16 protein-coding genes and 2 pseudogenes are annotated in these 17,526 nt (G+C 43.8%); 11 read left to right on the top strand and 7 right to left on the bottom strand.

The features are described from left to right. Positions 1-43 precede the first annotated feature (43 nt). The 7 genes and pseudogenes from PN470_RS15075 to PN470_RS15045 form a co-directional block, all read left to right on the top strand. Positions 44-2,347, top strand: a complete 2,304-nt coding sequence (locus tag PN470_RS15075; RefSeq protein ID WP_272104751.1) for an SH3 domain-containing protein — start codon at positions 44-46, stop codon at positions 2,345-2,347. Positions 2,348-2,600: 253 nt separating this feature from the next. Next, positions 2,601-3,908 (top strand): leishmanolysin-related zinc metalloendopeptidase, encoded by a 1,308-nt coding sequence (locus PN470_RS15070; RefSeq protein WP_002753630.1) that lies wholly within the window; start codon positions 2,601-2,603, stop codon positions 3,906-3,908. Positions 3,909-3,999: 91 nt separating this feature from the next. Continuing rightward, complete coding sequence (locus PN470_RS15065) at positions 4,000-5,055, top strand: DUF3616 domain-containing protein (protein ID WP_271936605.1); 1,056 nt, start codon at positions 4,000-4,002, stop codon at positions 5,053-5,055. Positions 5,056-5,125: 70 nt separating this feature from the next. After that, positions 5,126-6,802 (top strand): DUF4127 family protein, encoded by a 1,677-nt coding sequence (locus PN470_RS15060; protein ID WP_272104750.1) that lies wholly within the window; start codon positions 5,126-5,128, stop codon positions 6,800-6,802. 36 nt (positions 6,803-6,838) lie between these two features. Continuing rightward, the gene (locus tag PN470_RS15055; RefSeq protein ID WP_271936609.1) at positions 6,839-7,822 is read left to right on the top strand and encodes a hypothetical protein; all 984 of its coding nucleotides are present in this window, start codon (positions 6,839-6,841) and stop codon (positions 7,820-7,822) included. A gap of 358 nt (positions 7,823-8,180) precedes the next feature. Then, positions 8,181-8,306, top strand: a pseudogene (locus tag PN470_RS15050) (IS630 family transposase); the annotation flags it as partial. A 56-nt stretch (positions 8,307-8,362) separates the two neighbouring features. Beyond that, positions 8,363-8,470: pseudogene (locus PN470_RS15045) on the top strand (IS630 family transposase); the annotation flags it as partial. Between the two features lie 193 nt (positions 8,471-8,663). On the opposite strand, the gene PN470_RS15040 reads toward PN470_RS15045, so the two are convergent. Then, on the bottom strand, positions 8,664-8,849 hold the full coding sequence (locus PN470_RS15040) for a hypothetical protein (RefSeq protein WP_002731861.1): 186 nt from the start codon (positions 8,847-8,849) through the stop codon (positions 8,664-8,666). 543 nt (positions 8,850-9,392) lie between these two features. Between PN470_RS15040 and PN470_RS15035 the strand changes: the two genes are divergently transcribed. After that, the gene (locus PN470_RS15035) at positions 9,393-10,283 is read left to right on the top strand and encodes an alpha/beta fold hydrolase (protein ID WP_002774966.1); all 891 of its coding nucleotides are present in this window, start codon (positions 9,393-9,395) and stop codon (positions 10,281-10,283) included. Positions 10,284-10,289: 6 nt separating this feature from the next. On the opposite strand, the gene PN470_RS15030 is transcribed toward PN470_RS15035, so the two are convergent. After that, on the bottom strand, positions 10,290-11,120 hold the full coding sequence (locus PN470_RS15030) for a hypothetical protein (protein WP_103112209.1): 831 nt from the start codon (positions 11,118-11,120) through the stop codon (positions 10,290-10,292). A gap of 234 nt (positions 11,121-11,354) precedes the next feature. Here PN470_RS15030 and PN470_RS15025 point away from each other — a divergent pair, with 234 nt between their 5' ends. Continuing rightward, complete coding sequence (locus PN470_RS15025; protein ID WP_002753648.1) at positions 11,355-12,395, top strand: adenosine deaminase; 1,041 nt, start codon at positions 11,355-11,357, stop codon at positions 12,393-12,395. Positions 12,396-12,485: 90 nt separating this feature from the next. On the opposite strand, the gene PN470_RS15020 is transcribed toward PN470_RS15025, so the two are convergent. Together PN470_RS15020 and PN470_RS15015 are read right to left on the bottom strand one after the other, a co-directional pair. Further along, positions 12,486-12,893 (bottom strand): MAPEG family protein, encoded by a 408-nt coding sequence (locus PN470_RS15020; protein WP_002774974.1) that lies wholly within the window; start codon positions 12,891-12,893, stop codon positions 12,486-12,488. An 8-nt stretch (positions 12,894-12,901) separates the two neighbouring features. Next, entirely contained in the window at positions 12,902-13,408 is a 507-nt protein-coding gene (locus PN470_RS15015) for a hypothetical protein (RefSeq protein WP_002741066.1), read from the bottom strand. 211 nt (positions 13,409-13,619) lie between these two features. Here PN470_RS15015 and PN470_RS15010 point away from each other — a divergent pair, with 211 nt between their 5' ends. Together PN470_RS15010 and ruvX are read left to right on the top strand one after the other, a co-directional pair. Then, the gene (locus PN470_RS15010) at positions 13,620-14,861 is read left to right on the top strand and encodes a GNAT family N-acetyltransferase (RefSeq protein WP_272104749.1); all 1,242 of its coding nucleotides are present in this window, start codon (positions 13,620-13,622) and stop codon (positions 14,859-14,861) included. After that, the gene (gene ruvX / locus PN470_RS15005) at positions 14,861-15,295 is read left to right on the top strand and encodes a Holliday junction resolvase RuvX (RefSeq protein ID WP_103112207.1); all 435 of its coding nucleotides are present in this window, start codon (positions 14,861-14,863) and stop codon (positions 15,293-15,295) included. The genes PN470_RS15010 and ruvX overlap by 1 nt, the downstream gene beginning before the upstream one ends. Positions 15,296-15,304: 9 nt before the next feature. On the opposite strand, the gene PN470_RS15000 is transcribed toward ruvX, so the two are convergent. From PN470_RS15000 to proB, 3 genes are all read right to left on the bottom strand, one after another. Further along, positions 15,305-15,595 carry a hypothetical protein gene (locus tag PN470_RS15000; RefSeq protein WP_002733243.1) on the bottom strand — a complete coding sequence of 97 codons (291 nt, stop codon included), beginning with the start codon at positions 15,593-15,595 and terminating at the stop codon, positions 15,305-15,307. Positions 15,596-15,668: 73 nt separating this feature from the next. Then, the gene (gene apcB / locus PN470_RS14995; protein WP_002753654.1) at positions 15,669-16,262 is read right to left on the bottom strand and encodes an allophycocyanin subunit beta; all 594 of its coding nucleotides are present in this window, start codon (positions 16,260-16,262) and stop codon (positions 15,669-15,671) included. Between the two features lie 98 nt (positions 16,263-16,360). Next, entirely contained in the window at positions 16,361-17,500 is a 1,140-nt protein-coding gene (gene proB, locus PN470_RS14990; RefSeq protein ID WP_271936618.1) for a glutamate 5-kinase, read from the bottom strand. Positions 17,501-17,526: the final 26 nt, after the last annotated feature.

The raw sequence follows: 17,526 nt of genomic DNA, 5'->3' as shown, positions 1-17,526 counted from the left end.
CTTTTAGTATTTGGAAACTGTTTAATAATAGGAGGAAACGATTATGATGTTCTCATGGACTGATTATGTGCGTGCCGTTGCTACCACCGAACAAATTCCCACTCGGTATCGCAAATTACGGGTTGTTCAATTAGCACAAGCAATCGTTGAATCTGCACGAGGTACGAGTAAACTTTTTCAAGAAGCGGGAAACCCCGGTGGACTCAAATGGCGAGATAAAATTGACGACAATTACACCGAAAAAATCACCCATCAAATTTGGTTAGTTACCCCTAGCGAACCCAATGGTTGTTATTGGTGTCATTGGAAAACCGCAGAACAGGCTGCAATGGGATATTGGCGGTTTATCGGTCGTCCGAATTCCCCCTATCAGGGATGGGAGGCCTATGATAATGATCCCGAAGGCTATTTACAATATATTTGGGAAAAAGGCTATGCCACCGACCCAAACTATGTCAGTAAGGTCAAAAATGTTTTCCCTGAAGCTCAAAGCTTACTAGATGAATATGGTGGAGAACAACCTCCTCCATCACGGATTTTCAAAGTTGCTATTATGCCAGGACATGGAGGGACAGATTCAGGGGCAGTCAACCATACGCTAAATTTACGGGAAAAAGACTACAACTGGAAAGAAGCAGTTGAAGTTAAGGCCCGTTTAGAAGCGGAGGGCAATTATCAAGTGATTATCTGTCGTCAAGAAAATGAATTAGCTTCCCTTTCCACCTTGCAACAACGAGCTAATGACAGTGGTGCAAATGTTTGTTTGTGTCTGCATCATAATGCTTGTAACCGACAGGCAAAAGGTTGGTGGTTATTCTATGTGAATCGGAGTCCAGAATTTGAGAAATTTATCAAAATCATGGATAAACACTTCCGAGGACTGCCTTTACAAGCACGGGGTTATGAATACGCTGGAACGCCCTTTGCCCATGACTGGTATAGTCGTGTCTGGAATTGTACCCATGCTTGTACCATGCCCACCATCTTGTTTGAAAGTTGCTTTATTGACAATGATGCGGATGCAACTTGGTTGAGGGATGGCGGTTATCAGCAAATTGTTGAGAAAATTTGTGCAGGGGTTAAGGAATATTTAGGAAGTCAACCACCCATCGTTAATCCACCTCAGCCAGAAAAATTCGTTTTTGTCTGTGATGCCAATCCGCCTTTAAATGTGCGGAAAGGTGCAGGAAGTAATTATGATCCTGTGGGGCGTTTAGATAACGGGACACGATTAACGGTTGTAGGTGAAGAGGGAAATTGGCTCAAAATCAGTAAACCGATTGAAGGTTATGTTCATCGTGACTTGACAAAATCTTCCTATTGCGTGTTTGTCAATGACCCAAATCCGCCCTTAAAAGTCCGTTCAGGAGCAGGAACAAACTTTTCAGTGGTGACAGAACTGACTAATGGCACACCCTTAAACGTGATAGGGACGGATGACAATTGGCTTCGCATCGATAAACCTGTGGAAGGTTATGTCTTTACTTCTTTAACTTCCTCGCTGCATCGAGTCTTTGCCGCTGATGCCAATCCTCCCTTAAATGTGCGCTCTGGACCCGGGACTACCTATGAAAAAGTGGGTCAATTAGACAATAACACGGCTTTAACTGTCGTAGATGCTGGTTTGGATAGTCAAGGTGCGAGATGGCTTCGTATTAGTTCACCTTGTTCTGGTTGGGTCCTAGAAAGTTTAACCTCCGATCGCCTAATGGGTTCGGGAATCAATCCTCCTGCTTCTAATCTATCGGAAAGTGAGCAATACGATTATTGTGCCGAGATTATCACCCATAATGGCGGAACATTGCGTAAACGCAATTTAATCTCTTTCCGGAAGGAAACCAGTACAAAAGTCAATGATTGGCATGGTTGTTACGATGATATTACTTACATGATCTGGAAAGATGGCGCGGGGAAACACGCTCGTAAATACGCCTCTAACACGGAACCCTCATCTCAGTATGAAGATAGTAATAATCCATTGGCTGATCGCAACAGAATGGGGGTTGATGCAAATGGTGATGGACGACTGGATTTAGGACGTTTACCCGAAGGATATTACAAATATAAAACAGGAACAAGTGCCACCTTGGGTAAAGTATTGTGTCCTACCGCATCAGCCATGGCGGAACGAGATACCAGTCACGATGGCCTATTTCAACCTAATGAACCTCGTGCTTCTGCTGGAACAACGATGTTATTTCATCAAGGTGGAGAAACGAATCCTTTCAGTGCTGGATGTCAGACTATGCCTCCTAATGAATACACCAGATTTTGGAATGATTTAAACAGCAACGGTGATCCTGGTGTTATTGGTTATACCATTGTTCGCTGGTGTTCAATTGCTTAATTCCTTGTCCATTCACGTCAAGTTAAGCAATCACAGATAAAATATTATCTGTATTGACTTAACTTGATTACCAAAAATAGCGGAACTATTGGCTGAAATAGCCAGATAAAAGTCAAGGCAATCAAGATATTCATTTTGTCTTTGAAGAATACGCAGAAGTCAAGGAAACTTAAACTTTTTGTTAGGTAGGGCAAAATCAATCTAATCCCCTCCTAGTTTTAATAATTATGATCACTTATTTGAGGACTTAATTATGATGTCAATCCCTGAAGAACTCAATCCTAACCAAGGCATCCCTGGATGGCTAGAACTCGATGATTTAAGCCTTCATGGAGACATGGTAGCACGCATCCCTAAAGGAGCTTATATCAAAGGAATAATCGGTGGAGAAAAACCTTTTTTTCCCGTCTCTGAAATTCTTGGTACAGCTATCTCTAAACCTGAAGGAGTAAATAGCAATTGTGGATGGGTTGAATTAGAAACTCTGACCTTTCATCGTGACATAGAAGCTGTTGCACCCCTTGCTCCTTATGTGCGGGGAGAGATGGATAAAGACCACAATTTTTATCCCGATAAACCTTATACTATTGTGCGCTCAAATGATTTTATTGGCAATGGAGAAGAAAAGTTTATGACGACTCAAGCTATCGAAGCATTGGTAAATACTGTCATTAAAAAATACCCCATTGATAGTACACAGATAACCGATCCAAGACAAAAATTTACTTTATTAGCTGGATCGAAACTTGAGATTCAACAGTATGACAGGGTGGATCATAATCATTGGAAATTGCTTTTATCTTCCCCTGTCAATGGTTCAGTCATCTGGTTTGCTTATAGTCCTCATGTCAATATCATTCGCCCAAATATTAACCGAAGCACGGTGATTACTTACCAAATCTTAAACGATGACAATGGGAAGCTGAAAGCAACCGCTAAATTAGCCTGTAACTTTTGGAATCGTTTTGTCATTCCTCAGTCTAATATTGTGATCCGACTAGGAACATTTTATAGTCCTGGTTCTGTGATTGCTAGAGCCTATAAACCTTATCAACAAGGCAATACCGTCTATGGCAAGATTGAGTTTAATACTAAGTATCTTGGAACGTTTACTAATTATGGTATTGCTGGCACAATTATTCACGAAATTGGACATACATTAGGATTTGGTTGGGATCAATGGATGAATTTGTTTTATCAAAATACGGGTGCTTTTAAACCCGAAACAATCAAGAAGATTCCCGAACTACAATATATGTTTGTTGAAACCGATTATGGTCCAGGAACAGCATATTCCCACTGGGACGAAGAACGATTTGATCAGGAATTAATGACGGGATTCAAAGATACCTATGAATATGTCTTACCTGTGACGATTAAAGTGATGGCACTTCTCGGTCATGTTATTGCTGAGGAATTAATCCAAAAAACGAATTTAGAAACCTTGATTCGTGAGATTGAAGATGTTCTATTCACCATGACAGAAACAGTCCAAGAAATTAACTTTGAATACTATAAAGATACCGAAATATCGGAGGAAATTTACACCGCATTGACCTAAAATTGTCAACATAAATATGAGGGGAGTTATTACTATTTTCCTGAATTAAGCTTCCCCCGATCGAGTGTTTCATAATTTAAGGACTGTTTCTATGAAAATTACCCACCTTTTCAAGCTATTATCAGCACTTAGTTTGGCTCTTCTTCTCGGTTGGCTTTTCCCGATGGCTCATATTAAGGCTGACAATGTATCAACACTGGGAAAATATCCTGTCTGTGAACCATCTGCTGTCGTAAAAGTAACCTGTCCAGAATCAGAAGGAAATTGCCTTTTAGTAGCAGATAATGAACAAAAAGACGCTCTCTTTCTCTATTCTGTGAGTTCTAAGCAATTAGACTCAACTCGTCAAAGTCAGTTAGCCTTAGAGAAAAAAATAAGTGACATTGAAGCGATCGCAAAATTAGATGATAATAAAGTTCTTCTCTTCGGTTCTCACAGTCGTAACAATAAATGTGAGATCAAAGCAAATAGACAACGGTTTGTACAGGCTCAATTGTCGGGAAATCAATTAAAAATTATTGGTGAACTGATCCAAAGTCCTCAAATCGATTCTCAAGTTCTCTTTCAAGGTCTAGATGTGAATTCTAACAAGATTATCAGTGCCGTGAGTCGTGCTATTGATGAGGCGGAAACCAAGGCTAATCAATCATTAGGAGATAAAGTGGCGTGTGAACAAGCCAATGCTTTTAATGCGGAAGGAGCAGTAGCCATTCCTGAGCCTTTATCCCTCGAAAAATTCAAGATTTGGATTGGCTTACGTTCTCCCGTTGTCACATTAGACGCTAAGAATTATGCTGTTTTACTATCAATGGCTAATCTGGATAACTATCAATTCGATGGTGCAACACTTCTAGATTTAGGGGGACGGGGAATCAGAGAAATTACCTTTGATAATAACCAGATTTGGGGAATTGCTGGCGGGCCGAAAGATGGTCAAGATAATTTCGTTTTTTGGAAACTATCGGCTGAGGATCTCAAACCCAATACGATTCTTAAACCTGAAATCCTTCGAGAATTACCCCAGTCATCAGAAGGATTAGCGATCGTTGATGGAACAGCCTATATTTTGATTGATGGCAATAGTGGGGATTCTGGAAATCAGTGTGCAATACCTGCCAAGTTTATGCAATTTACTGTCCCTAATTAGGGTTATGTCCTCAAATTTTGCTAGTTTTGAGACTTAGATAATCCTCTGATATTGAAAAAAAGGAGAATCAATGATGACTACCCAAAAACTGAAAGCTCTAGTCAATACTGTTATCAAACAATCTACCCTAGATAGCAGTCAGATTACTGATCTTACTCAAAAATTTTCCTTGACAGCAGGAGATAAAATTGAGATTAATAATTACAAATCTGCGAACAATAATCACTGGGAATTAGAATTAACAACTCCTGTTAATCAGATGACGAAATGGTTCGCTTATATGCCCCATGTCGAAATTAAAAGTAATGACCCTGTGGCCAAGATATTGCAAGATATTAAGCAGTCTCAATTTAAGGTGTATCATCGACCAACAGAACAAGATGGAGATGGAGTGGGGATTCCCCCTAATGGACAAGACAACCGTTCAGAAAGAATTTGTCCTGTGTACGTTCTTAGTCCAAGAAGACAAACAGATTCTTTAGTCAGACAACTGATTACACTGCTTCGGGTCAAGGATACAGCGTTCATTATTGCAGAACGATTGCTACAATATCCCGAAGATTATCTCCCCACTATTTCTCAATTTGAAAAAGCGGTCATCGTCCAATCTTTTGTTGGTGTCGGTCCTCCTCAACCGGCTCCAACTCCTTATCCAGATTGGGCAAAAGAAAGACACGACAAAGAGTTGTGGAGACTCGAACAATCTATCCGTCTATTACAGTCGATGAATCGAAAAATCTCAGCTGTCGTTTGTGCGATGGGAGATTCTCAAAAACATTCATCCAAAGATGTGCGAGAAACAATGCAAACAAGATTATACAATCTTCTGGATAAGTATAATCTCTCGGCTCTCAAACAGCCAATTACTTGGGGAGCAGATGAATTAGTAGCAATGGGAATCGCTCAAACTCTTCCTAAAACTAAAGTGCGTGTCCGCATCTCTAATAAAGAGACTGAAATGTGGTACGACGGGCGACGACCACCCAGAGAACTTGTGACTGAAAAATTACCAGCAGTTGGGTTAGAAGAATCAGAAACTGACTGGGATTTCGAGGTCGCTATCCTAACTCGTCGTCAAAATGGTAGTATTGATGATTATCAGAAAGACGACCAGGAACAAGCCCAGTTAGACGAGCAATTTCTGGCTCAATATAAGAACTATTCTTCCGAGCAACGCGCTAAATTAGTCATCATTGATGGCCGACTTTTTAATGGGGCTTGGAATGCCACTTCTGTGTTACCTTATGATGATTTATTGGCCTTCGGTAGTTGGGGAACATTTGGCAATTGTGTTGGCTCAACTTTGGCGGTGGCAAAAATTCTTTTCTACGCTAAAAATCCCGCCGCTCAAAGACAACTTTATTTAGAAGCCATTGCTCATGATGTTTTTGCTAATGGCTATAAAGAAGTTCAACGACTCGAAGAACCTAAAAGCTTCTGTAATCAGCTAAAAAATCAAACAGGAATCACTTTCAATCATTACGACGGATATGATAATCCTGCTACGGTCAAAAAAGTCTTTGAGGTCTTAAATCGGCACGTTAATGCCAGAATGCAGGAACATTTTACGCGACTTCCCCTTGTTAATCACCGAGTCTTCCGAATTACCCCGCAATTTTGGCGCACTTTTGAGAGTGAAGTCCACATCTGGCCAAGATTACCAGAGGAAATTCATAAAGTTGGTATCTATCGTACTGATCTGGAAGCGATCGCTTTTAATCCTTCATTGGGTGATCAATTCGTCTAACAGTAAATTTTTCAACAATCCCATAGGAGAAATGCCATGACTTCCTTACAAATTATTAGTCCCATCAACGATGCTCGCTTTGAATGTCTAAAACCTGTTACTTTTACAGGCAAAGTAAATTCTGGAATAGTCACTGTAGAACTCAAAGCAGATGACAAATATTCCCTAGGCAATAATCAGGTTAAAGCAGACGGTTCTTGGTCGATTACTTATTCAGGATTCACGAATCTTGGGAAGCGCAAAATTACTGCCTTTGGCTATGATCAAGCTAATCATGAAGAAGAAACCAGCATTATAATTTATGTGGCAGATTCCTCAGATTATACTAAAACTATTTATGGGGGTCTGGTTTTAGATGCTTACAAAAAACTTGAACACACCCAGTCTCTGCCGACAGACCACAAGTTAACTGATGCCGAAGGATGCCGGTTATTTGAACAAGGAATCCTACCCATTCTTCAGTCAAAAACAACCTTTATGGAAGCAACGGAGGAAGGTCGAAACAAACTAAAGGAATTAGTTAAACAGGACCCAGAGACATCTATTGCTAAATATCCCTGCGCTTATTCTGCCTCCTGTGTGATGAAATATCTGGCTGAAAAGTTAGGATTAGCCACTGTCAAAGCCCTGTTTAAAGATCCCTTTTCAACTCAGAATATTCGAGTTACAGGCGTTGAGACAAAACTGCGTCGTCTCGGTTTTCTCTACTTTTTGAAAAAAGATTACCTAGCACCTCGTGGGGCAATTGGAGCAAGAGCGCCTCGAAATAATCAGGATCAATCGTATCACATTTATTTCATTACCAAAGATGGAGAAAAACGTACCGAGTTTCCTAACCCAGAGAATGATTGGGATGATCAACAGGGCAAACACGAAACCGGAATAAACGGGCCTAAATGGCAAATTAAAGACCTTCATGCTGAAAACCTCGATTTCTTCGATCATGTTTATATACAATGGGAGAATGGCTACACAGAAGGATTTTGGTTGCCACCGGGTATTTATCCTTTAAAACGTTAGGATTTTAAGGGTTAGAGCTTTGTCCGGGAGAATTCTGGCGGAAGTCAGGGAATAGGCTGATTTCTGCCCTGAAATTAACTGACTTTTTAATCATGCAGGAGGTCTATTATTTAAACGCCTTGCATTTAACCAGCGATCGAGCGTACAATTGAAATCTTTCGGGAGGAAAGGCGATACATGGGAAAATCCTGCGCTTTTCCTCCCCTATAGAATTTAAGCGTATTGTAGCTGGATAAGACTATAGCAATTCCATTTGAGGGGTAAATAGAGCTTGCTATGGTAAAATAGAAAAGTTTTATCAAGAAATGAAAGAAAAAAAGCAATTAGAAACCAATCAAAATGAAAGAGAAAGACAAATAGAGCGTTTAATCAATTCGGCAAAAACTTTAAGATTGTTAATCTTTTATTTGAATTTTTTGCCAAATATAATCTTTTCAAATTTCCTAACTTGAAAAGATTTGATGCCTTTTCACAACTCCTTTAGGTTTGCTATATATTATTGTCTTTGTAAAAAATGCAAGTTGTAGCCGTGCAAAGTATATTTATGGATGTCTGAATGATGCCTATTTGAAACATAAAAATGAATTGGATTCCTTGCTCACTCTACGATTTCAGAAGTTTAATAAATCTCAGATTATGACCATCTAAAGTATAGATAACCGAAAGAACTGGTGGTCTTATCTTTGCTGTCACGACAAGGTAAATGCCTACTGATGGACAGAGACAATTCTTGCTCTTGCAGAAGCGGAGACATCGAGATTAGTGACAGCCTCCGCAGTGGCAATTTTGACACCTGTATTGCCTGTCCTGTGGCTCAAGTGACTATGCTAAAATCGGTCAACTAGAAATGACGAGAAACGATTTTTTCAATAGTCGCCTGGGTATCCTGCAGCAGTTTCTCGCGACTATCTCTAGTATTAGTCAGACTAGGCACGAGATTACGAGCTTGTAAAGCCATGTGAAGTTGTAGTTGAGCCACATACTCACGGATATCTTCGCGGGTTTCCGATTGGTTAGGATGAAACATAGAGAAACTGGAAGGGTCTGTCTAGCTGATGGGGTCTTGTCGATAACTCCTATACAAGTTATCACAAGACCTTAGGTTCCCGTCAAGGATTTGCTCCAACTCTACACATTTCTCAACACAACTTATAACAGTCATCTCAAGGGCGAGGTATAAAGTTTTCGTTTTGGGGAGCCAGTCGCCAGTCGTCGATACCAAATTCTAGACAGTAATTCCCAATTCAAACGGTAGCACAGAATACAGAATCATTCTTACTCTTGATGGGTGGTGATTCGGTAGTAGTGATGGAGGCTTAATCCTTTGCTTTACTGTGCATTGTAGTCATGGATAAAAACGTGATTCTCCATTTTTTTAGAGGAAATGATCTGTTAGTAGTGCCGTAGCCTCTTGCTTACCCAGTATCAAGTGTGTAAAATATTTATTAATAAAAATAATTGGAACCCGATCAGTCTTTAAACCTCATCCCCAGACCACCAGCCAAGCCGCCACTTAACCTGACAGTATATATTAAGAAAAGCAACAAATACTTTACAGACACAACAAAGTATGCAGCAAATTCTAGGATTAGAGACACAACCAAAAATCTGGCATTGGCGGGGATTCAAAATCACCTATCAAAGTGCGGGGGAGACAGGACCAGCGATCGTGCTTGTGCATGGATTTGGGGCATCTTGGGGACATTGGCGGAAAAATATCCCCGTTTTAGGCGAAAAATGTCGCTGTTTTGCCCTAGATTTAATTGGTTTTGGCGGTTCCGACAAACCCGAACCGAAAAACGAGATCGATTACACTTTCGAGACTTGGGGGGCGCAAATTGCCGATTTTTGTCGGGAAGTGGTGGGGGGTGCTGCTTTTTTGGCGGGGAATTCCATCGGTTGCATCGCCATTATGCAGGCTGCCGTGGATCATCCCGATTTTGTCCTTGGGGTGGCGGCGATTAATTGTTCCCTCAGACTACTGCACGAAAGAAAACGGGGGGAATTACCCTGGTATCGTCGTTTAGGAGCAGATTTTGCCCAAATAATTCTCAAAAATAAAGCAATTGGGGCTTTTTTCTTCCAACAGATCGCTAAACCCCAGACAGTGCGTAAAATTCTCCTGCAAGCTTATCGGCGATCAGAAGCTGTAACGGAGGAATTAGTGGAAATAATCTTAAAACCCGCCAGAGATCCAGGAGCGATCGAGGTTTTCCTCGCTTTTACTGGTTATTCTGGTGGCCCACTCCCGGAAGATCTACTGCCGATTCTCCCCTGTCGGGCTATTCTGCTTTGGGGTAGCGAGGATCCCTGGGAACCCTTGCCCTTGGGCCAAGAATTAGCACGATTCCCGACAGTAAAAAAGTTTATCCCCTTAGCTGGCTTAGGCCACTGTCCCCAGGACGAGGCCCCAGAAATAGTTAATCCGATTTTATTAGACTTCCTGCAAGCTTATAGCTAAGTTCCTCTAGTAACCAGAAGACCGGGTATTAATGGGTTGTTGGATGGAGAAACCCCGGTTAATACTTTGAGGGGGAACTTGATTGGGGATGCCATTATTGTTGGGCGGTATTCCCTGATTGGGATAACCAGTGACGTTGGGTTGATTGCCGTAAACGGGGGTCTGATATATGGGGGGTTGATAATAGTTGGATTGGTTGCTAGAGCCAGGGACCGGGTTAGGGTTGGCATTATTCCAGGAGGGTAGGGTCCGAACATTTTGTTGATAAGGGGAATAATTTCCCTGGGGGGCGACTTGATTCGGGTTGCCCCCAGGGTTGAGATTAGAATAATTATTCAAGTTAGCAGTCCGCGAGCGATTTTCGATTTCTCTCTGTAAAGGATAATTGCTAGTGTTGCCACTAATCGGTTGCACTTGAATCGGTTGCAGACCTTTACTAGCATTCGGTACTGGATTTGGCTTGACTGGCGGCATTAACGGAGCGAATAAAGAGGGTTTCTGGTTGTCATTGGGATTAGTATTTAAAGGATCAAAAGGCTGCGTCGAGGCTGGTCTCCCCGGGCGAGCGGTATTATTATTGGCAGGAATGGCCGGCAGTGGTACGGCAGTGGGGAGAGGAGTATCGGTAATCTTGTTGCTCTCGATTTCGCGTTCCTCCAAGGACTTTCCTGGGGTATCGAATACCGAACCCAACCATTCAGGATTCTGTTGATATATCGAGAAAGCAATGAGAGCTAAGGAAAATATTCCTAGGGGCAGCCAAAATAAAGGTTGGGCAAAGGGTTTTAATCCTGCCAAGAAATAGCGCATGGAAGAAGAATCTTTATAGTTACTCATACCGCTTTACCCTCTATAGGTTTTCCTCCATGCTATCAAATCATTAAGCAGTGATCAGTTATCAGTTATCAGTTCACTGAGAAAACTCCCCACACCCCACACCCTACACCCCACACCCCACACCCCACACTGTTCACCGACTAGGTACTGATACTATTTGCGAGCAATTGTCAAACAATTGTAAAACTTCGTTATATTTAAGGAACATTTGAGAGACTAAGGAGCAGCGGAGTTGTGGCTTTATACGCGGATTTGCATCGGCATTTAGGGGGATCGGTAGTACCAAGAATTCTCTGGCGCTACTTTCACAGACATGAGCGGGATTTAGCGGATAAATTCCCAGAATATCCCGCTTTTGAGGAATTTTACACCCGCGAACGCAATAGTTTAGATGAGTATTTAGAATTACACACCCTTGTCGAAAGTGTCCAAACCGCCCAAACTTTGCCCTATTTTATCTATCGTCTGATTCGCGGTGCTTATATCTTCGAGAATCTTGCCTATTTAGAATTGCGCTATACTCCCTACTATCGCACCGACGAATATTTGAACCAGACAGAGCGAATCGAGCAAATGCGATCAATTGTCGAGATCGTTGGTCAAGCCTCGAAAATGAGCGAATATCCGATTATTACCAGTCAAATTCTCTGTATGCACTCGCGACTTCCCTACGAAGTCAACAAAGCGATCGTTGATCTGGCCCTAGGGATGAGAGAATACGTCTGTGCGATCGATATTGCGGGGGGTGATTCGTACTACCAAACTCGACTAGAGGAATTTGCTGGTTTATACAGTTATGCTAGGGAAAACGGTTTAAATACCACCGGCCATCTTTATGAAACAAAGAACGGTTGTTATCCCCAATTACTGCCCTATCTGCAAAGAATTGGTCACGGTATTCAAATTCCCCTACAATACCCAGAATTGCTGCCGGAAGTTGCCCGTCGTCATCAATGTTTAGAAGTCTGTCCCACCACCTATTTAAAAACTGGCACCCTCGAAAGTTTATCGCAATTAAAGATAGTCTTCGATCGCTGTTTTGAAGCGGGGGTTGATATTGCTATCTGTACCGATAATGCTGGTTTACACAATGTCCGGCTGCCCTTCGAGTACGAGAATTTACTCACCCTAGATGTGATCGATTTCCGACAATTACAAGCTTGTCAAGATGCGGCTTTTCGCCATGCTTTTGCCTGGCCCTATAGTCAAAAACCCGCCTCACTTTTAACCGGTTTGTTATCAGTGGATAATCCCAAATTACCGGTTTATCAGTAACACAATTAACTATAGTTTGGGTTAAGCAAATTCTTTACCGCTCCCGAACTATAGCGTTTTTCGACTCTCCTGCATCTGGTTTGGGTAATTCTACTGAATCTTGATTAAACTTAACCCAAAGAGAGTATAAGTACAGAGAGAACCAAGACCGAACATCAGGGAACGAGCGATCGGGATATTAGTGATATAAAAAAGGGAAAATAGAAGCCGGAGGATCACAAAAGCGATCGCACAGTTAGCAGCTAGGGATGAGGAGACTCCTGTAACGTAGGCCATGAGAGCGGCGGCACTATAGATCATAAAGGTTTCAAAACCATTTTGATGGGCCCAAGTTGCTCGTTTAGCGTAGTCTGGGAGTTGGTCGAACATGGCCCGGGGAGCGGAGGTATTGTAACCCACCTTAGCTCTAGCGTAAGCCACCAGCAGAAAAGGTAGATATACAGAGACAGCGGCAGCCACGATCGAATAGAGAAGAATGGCACTGACGGAGAGATTCATCGCTGAATTTAGTCAAAATAAAATAGGGTAACCAGCTTGCGTTGATCTTCCGCTTCCGCGCAGGTTTGCAAAAGGGTTTGACTGTCGTGGAAAGCAAAACAGATTAACTGTTGACAACGATTGATAATCTCCCGATTACAGAGGCTGCTGGCTTCCCCTAGGGATAGATGGTCATTTTCGGGACATTCCACCAGATGGATAACCTGCTGAAGTTGTTCTTGGGATTCCAGGGGCTGGCGATCGAGACTTTGGGGTAAGATCACGGTTAACAGATTAGGATCTGCCCGCATTGCCCCCTTAATGACGGCGGAATTGGTTCCCGTCGCCCCGGAGGTCATAATCCGATTGCCCGCCAGCACGAGGGCATAGGCCATCATTTCGATCAATTGCTGGTGGGTGATGGGAACGTGACGGGAACCCAATAAAGCGACGCGCTTAGAACCGGTCTGCTGAATGGCGGCCAGTTCTTGAGCTAGAGTGTCTAGGGTGTTAGTGGTATCTACAGATTGACTCAAAGACTTTTACTGCAAATTCGGACTGATTAACCGTCCGTTATTGTAGCATCGAATTCTCATGATTGGAAATTTGGCCCAAAAAACCCCAGATGCTCATCGAGGTGTCCTTTCTGTGGCAGTCTCCTTGAGCCGTCAGAAATTGTTATTGGTGGGGAAGTGCCTCTAGATTCTGCGGTAAGATAGGTGCATAGACGATATTTACCCCAGAGCCATGACCACTTCTCCTGTTCCCCAAGGGGACGATTTTAGCGATCGCCCAATCCGTCCCGTACAGTATCGGGATTTGGAAGACATTGAAGCTTTAACCCTGGATGACTTCGATGAGGATATTGATCGTCGCGCCCAAAATTTCCGCACCCAGGTGCAACAGGTGCGGCCTTGGTTTGGGTTGTTTAAAATTCTCAGTTTTTTTCCCAATCCTCTCCAACACCGTTTTCATGTCTATGTGGCTGAGGCCATGGCCAATCGGGGAGAAGAAGGAAAAATTCGCGGGGCAATCCAAGTCAACCCTTTTAATAGTAGTCGCAGCACTTGGCGGGTGGAACAGGTGCGGGTGCATCCAGGGGAGTCTTTAAGCGAACCCAAGGGCATCGGGGCGCAATTACTGCGTTATTGTCTAGAAACGGTTTGGGAAGCCCGCACCTGGGTGTTAGAGGTTAATATCAATCAAAAGGACAGTTTGGCACTTTTCCGGCAACACGGTTTTCAGCCTTTGGCAGAATTAACCTATTGGTCTTTACCGCCGCAATTATTACAGGAATTGAGCAAACAAGAGGCAGATTTACCGAATTTACTGCCTGTGAGCAATGCTGACGCTCAATTGCTTTATCAGTTAGATTGTGTGTCTATGCCGCCGCTACTGCGTCAGGTATTTGATCGCCATATCCAGGATTTTAAAATCAGTTTAGTTGATAGTTTGTTCGGTCGCTGTCAGATTTGGTGCGGCGGTCCGCAAATTAGTCGCGGTTACGTTTTTGAACCGCAACGAAAAGCGGCGATCGGTTATTTTGAATTAATTCTATCTAATCGGGATGAGCGACCCCATCAAGCGAAATTAATTGTCCATCCCGCCTACACTTGGCTCTATCCTAAGTTATTAATCCAGATGGCCCAGATCACTCGCAAGTATCCCCCTCGCTCGCTAGAGTTGATATCTGCCGATTATCAGCACGAAAGACGGGAATATCTGGAACAATTGGGAGCGATCCGCAGTTCTCACACCCTGATGATGTCGCGCTCGGTATGGCACAAAATTCGCGAAACTAAGCCGGAAAATTCCGCCTTAGCAGAAATGCTCCAGGGTTTACAATCGGTGCCACGAACTCCCATCCCTAGTCGGATGTCTTGGTTAAAATGGCCCAATAATCCCCCCCTAGACTCCCTCGACAGTCCGGGAGAACTTCCCCCCGCTAAACCCCCCTCAGAACCCCCGGATCAGGGGCATCCAGTGTAATGGAAAGGGTCGCCGCCCTGGGCTTAGATATCGGCAAAAAACGGGTAGGAGTGGCAGGATGTGACGGTACAGGTTTAATCGCCACTGGTTTGACTACGATTATCCGTTCTTCCTTTGTTGCCGATGTAGCACAGTTTGAGGCAATTGTCAAGGAAAGAAATATTAAGATTTTGGTGGCGGGACTGCCCTATACCATGGCCGGAGAGTTAGGATTTCAGGCCAAACAGGTACAAAAATACGCCCAAAAACTAGCGATCGCCTTGGATTTACCCCTCGAATACATTGATGAGCGTTGCACGTCCCTAGAGGCGGAAGAATTCTTAAAAGCCAAAAAACAGTTTTCCTCTTGGGATAAGGGAGCGATCGATCGGGAAGCGGCGGCGATTATTTTACAACAATGGCTCGATCGCCGACGGCATCGACAACGCATCTAAAAGCAGTTGTCATCGCCCGTCTCGCTCTTGGCGAATCAATACCGTACTGTCTAGCCATTCCACATCATTGGGTAATTCCCGATAGCGTTGTCTGACTGCCTCGATCAAAGCGGGAATCGACTGGCAGCGGCGATCGGGAGTTTGAGGGTTTTCTGGCGATGCGGACAAGTTCGGACTAGCTTCTGATTCCGGCGACGACAAGAGACGTGTGGCTAGAAATTCGGTAAAATCTAAGACCTCTCTCTGTTTGTCTGGCGGCAAATCACGCCATCTCGATAGCAATAACTGTTCGCTGTTCATCAAAAGAATCCACTAAGAAACTCAGTCACTGATTGAACGAACAAAACTGATAACTGATAACTGATAACTGAATTTAAATAGAGACTTCGCTTAGTTCGCGAGTGAGATGATCAAAGGGTTCAGCGATCAAAGAGGTGTCGGCAATACCCGCCTCAAGAGCCATGGTTTGAATCATTTCGCTCATGATTTGGATACCGCGCACCGTCGGACCGATGGGAACACCGAGGGAATTATAGGTTTCCCGTAGTCCTTGCAGTACCCGCTCATCTAGAACATTAGTATCAGCAGCCACCAGCGCATAACTGGCATAGCGGAGATAGTAATCCATATCCCGCAGACAGGCAGAATAACGACGGGTGGTGTAGGCATTACCCCCGGCGCGGATCAATTCGGGAACTTCTTCAAATAGACGAATCGCCGCCCCACGCACGAGCGCCGCCGAATTAGCGTTAATTAGGGCGGCGGCAGCTAGACGGGCAGTTCCCGAGGCAAAATATTGTTTAAGATTATCGATCGCATCTCGATCGAGATAACGTCCGGTGACATCGTATTTTCTAATCAGGCTAGTTACCGCGTCTCGCATTATTAAGTTTCTCCCAACAGCAATAAAGGCATTTTTGAGTTTCGCTTTATTTATAATCTCACAGGGTTGAACTTCGGGGGACATCCCTAGTCTAACTCCCTTGCTTGTCTAACAATTTGTTGTTTTTTTGAGACATTTCTTTACATTTAAGGCATTGGCTGGACTTGCTCTGGGTGGGGGAATTATCCCTTATTAGTCGAGGTGGTGGACGAGGCACTCAAAATAACGAGATTATCCCGATGAATGATGGTTTCTGCGGCCATATAACCTAATAAACTGGCAATACGCTCGGAATGTTGACCTTTAACTCGATCGATCTCCTCACTACTATAGTTAACAATTCCCCTGGCCAATTCCCGGCCCTCTTGATCGCACAATTGCACCGATTCCGAGGCGCTAAATTCCCCCTCCACTTTGGTGATCCCGGCCGCTAGGAGAGATTTTCCCCCCTGACAAATGGCTTGAATCGCCCCGGTATCGAGATAGATTTTACCCATGGGCATTAGTCCGTAGGCGATCCAGCGTTTGCGGGCGTTATCACTGCGTTTTTGGGCTTCAAAACGGGTTCCGATCGCCTCTCCTGCCATAATTTTTAAGATATTGCTGGGCTGCCCTCCCTTAGTAATCGCCATTTCTACCCCGGCGCTTGTGGCAATCCTGGCCGCGGCCAATTTAGTCGCCATACCCCCGGTCCCCCACTGACTGCCACTACTACCGGCATCGATCGATAGTTGCGCTAATTGCGCGGGACTAACTCGGGCAATAGCCTGTGCTTCGGGAAATAGCCGCGGATCGGCACTGTAGAGGCGATCCACATCGGTGAGGATAAATAACCAGTCAGCCTCGATTAAACTGGCTACAAGGGCTGATAAAGTGTCATTATCGCCGAATTTTAACTCATCGATCGCCACCGTATCATTTTCGTTGACAATGGCAATCACCCCTAATTCAAACAAAGCCTGAAAAGTATTATAGGCGTTGACATAACAGGTGCGTTCCATCAATTCGGGACGGGTGAGCAAAATTTGGGCGATCGGTTGACCAAGACTGGTAAAGAGGTCATCATAGATCCGCATCAGACGACCTTGACCGACGGCGGCGATCGCTTGTTTGAGGGCGATTTTTTTCGGTCTTTCCTGTATTCCCAGACGACGGCAGCCCACCCCCACGGCCCCGGAAGATACTAATACCACCCGATGACCGGCAGCGCGCAACCGGGTGAGGACTTCCACTAAAGCGGCGATCGTGGATAGGGATAATTGGCCGGTTTCATTATCGGTCAAACTGGAAGTACCGATTTTGATCACTATGGTTTGGTTCATCGTCAAAGGGTGTGGGGTGTAGGGTG

It is taken from the genome of Microcystis sp. CS-574 (assembly GCF_028329095.1).
In the GTDB taxonomy this organism is placed as follows: domain Bacteria; phylum Cyanobacteriota; class Cyanobacteriia; order Cyanobacteriales; family Microcystaceae; genus Microcystis; species Microcystis ichthyoblabe_A.
The sequence above is the reverse complement of the archived record's forward strand: the minus strand, read 5'-3'. Positions and strand labels throughout refer to the sequence as shown.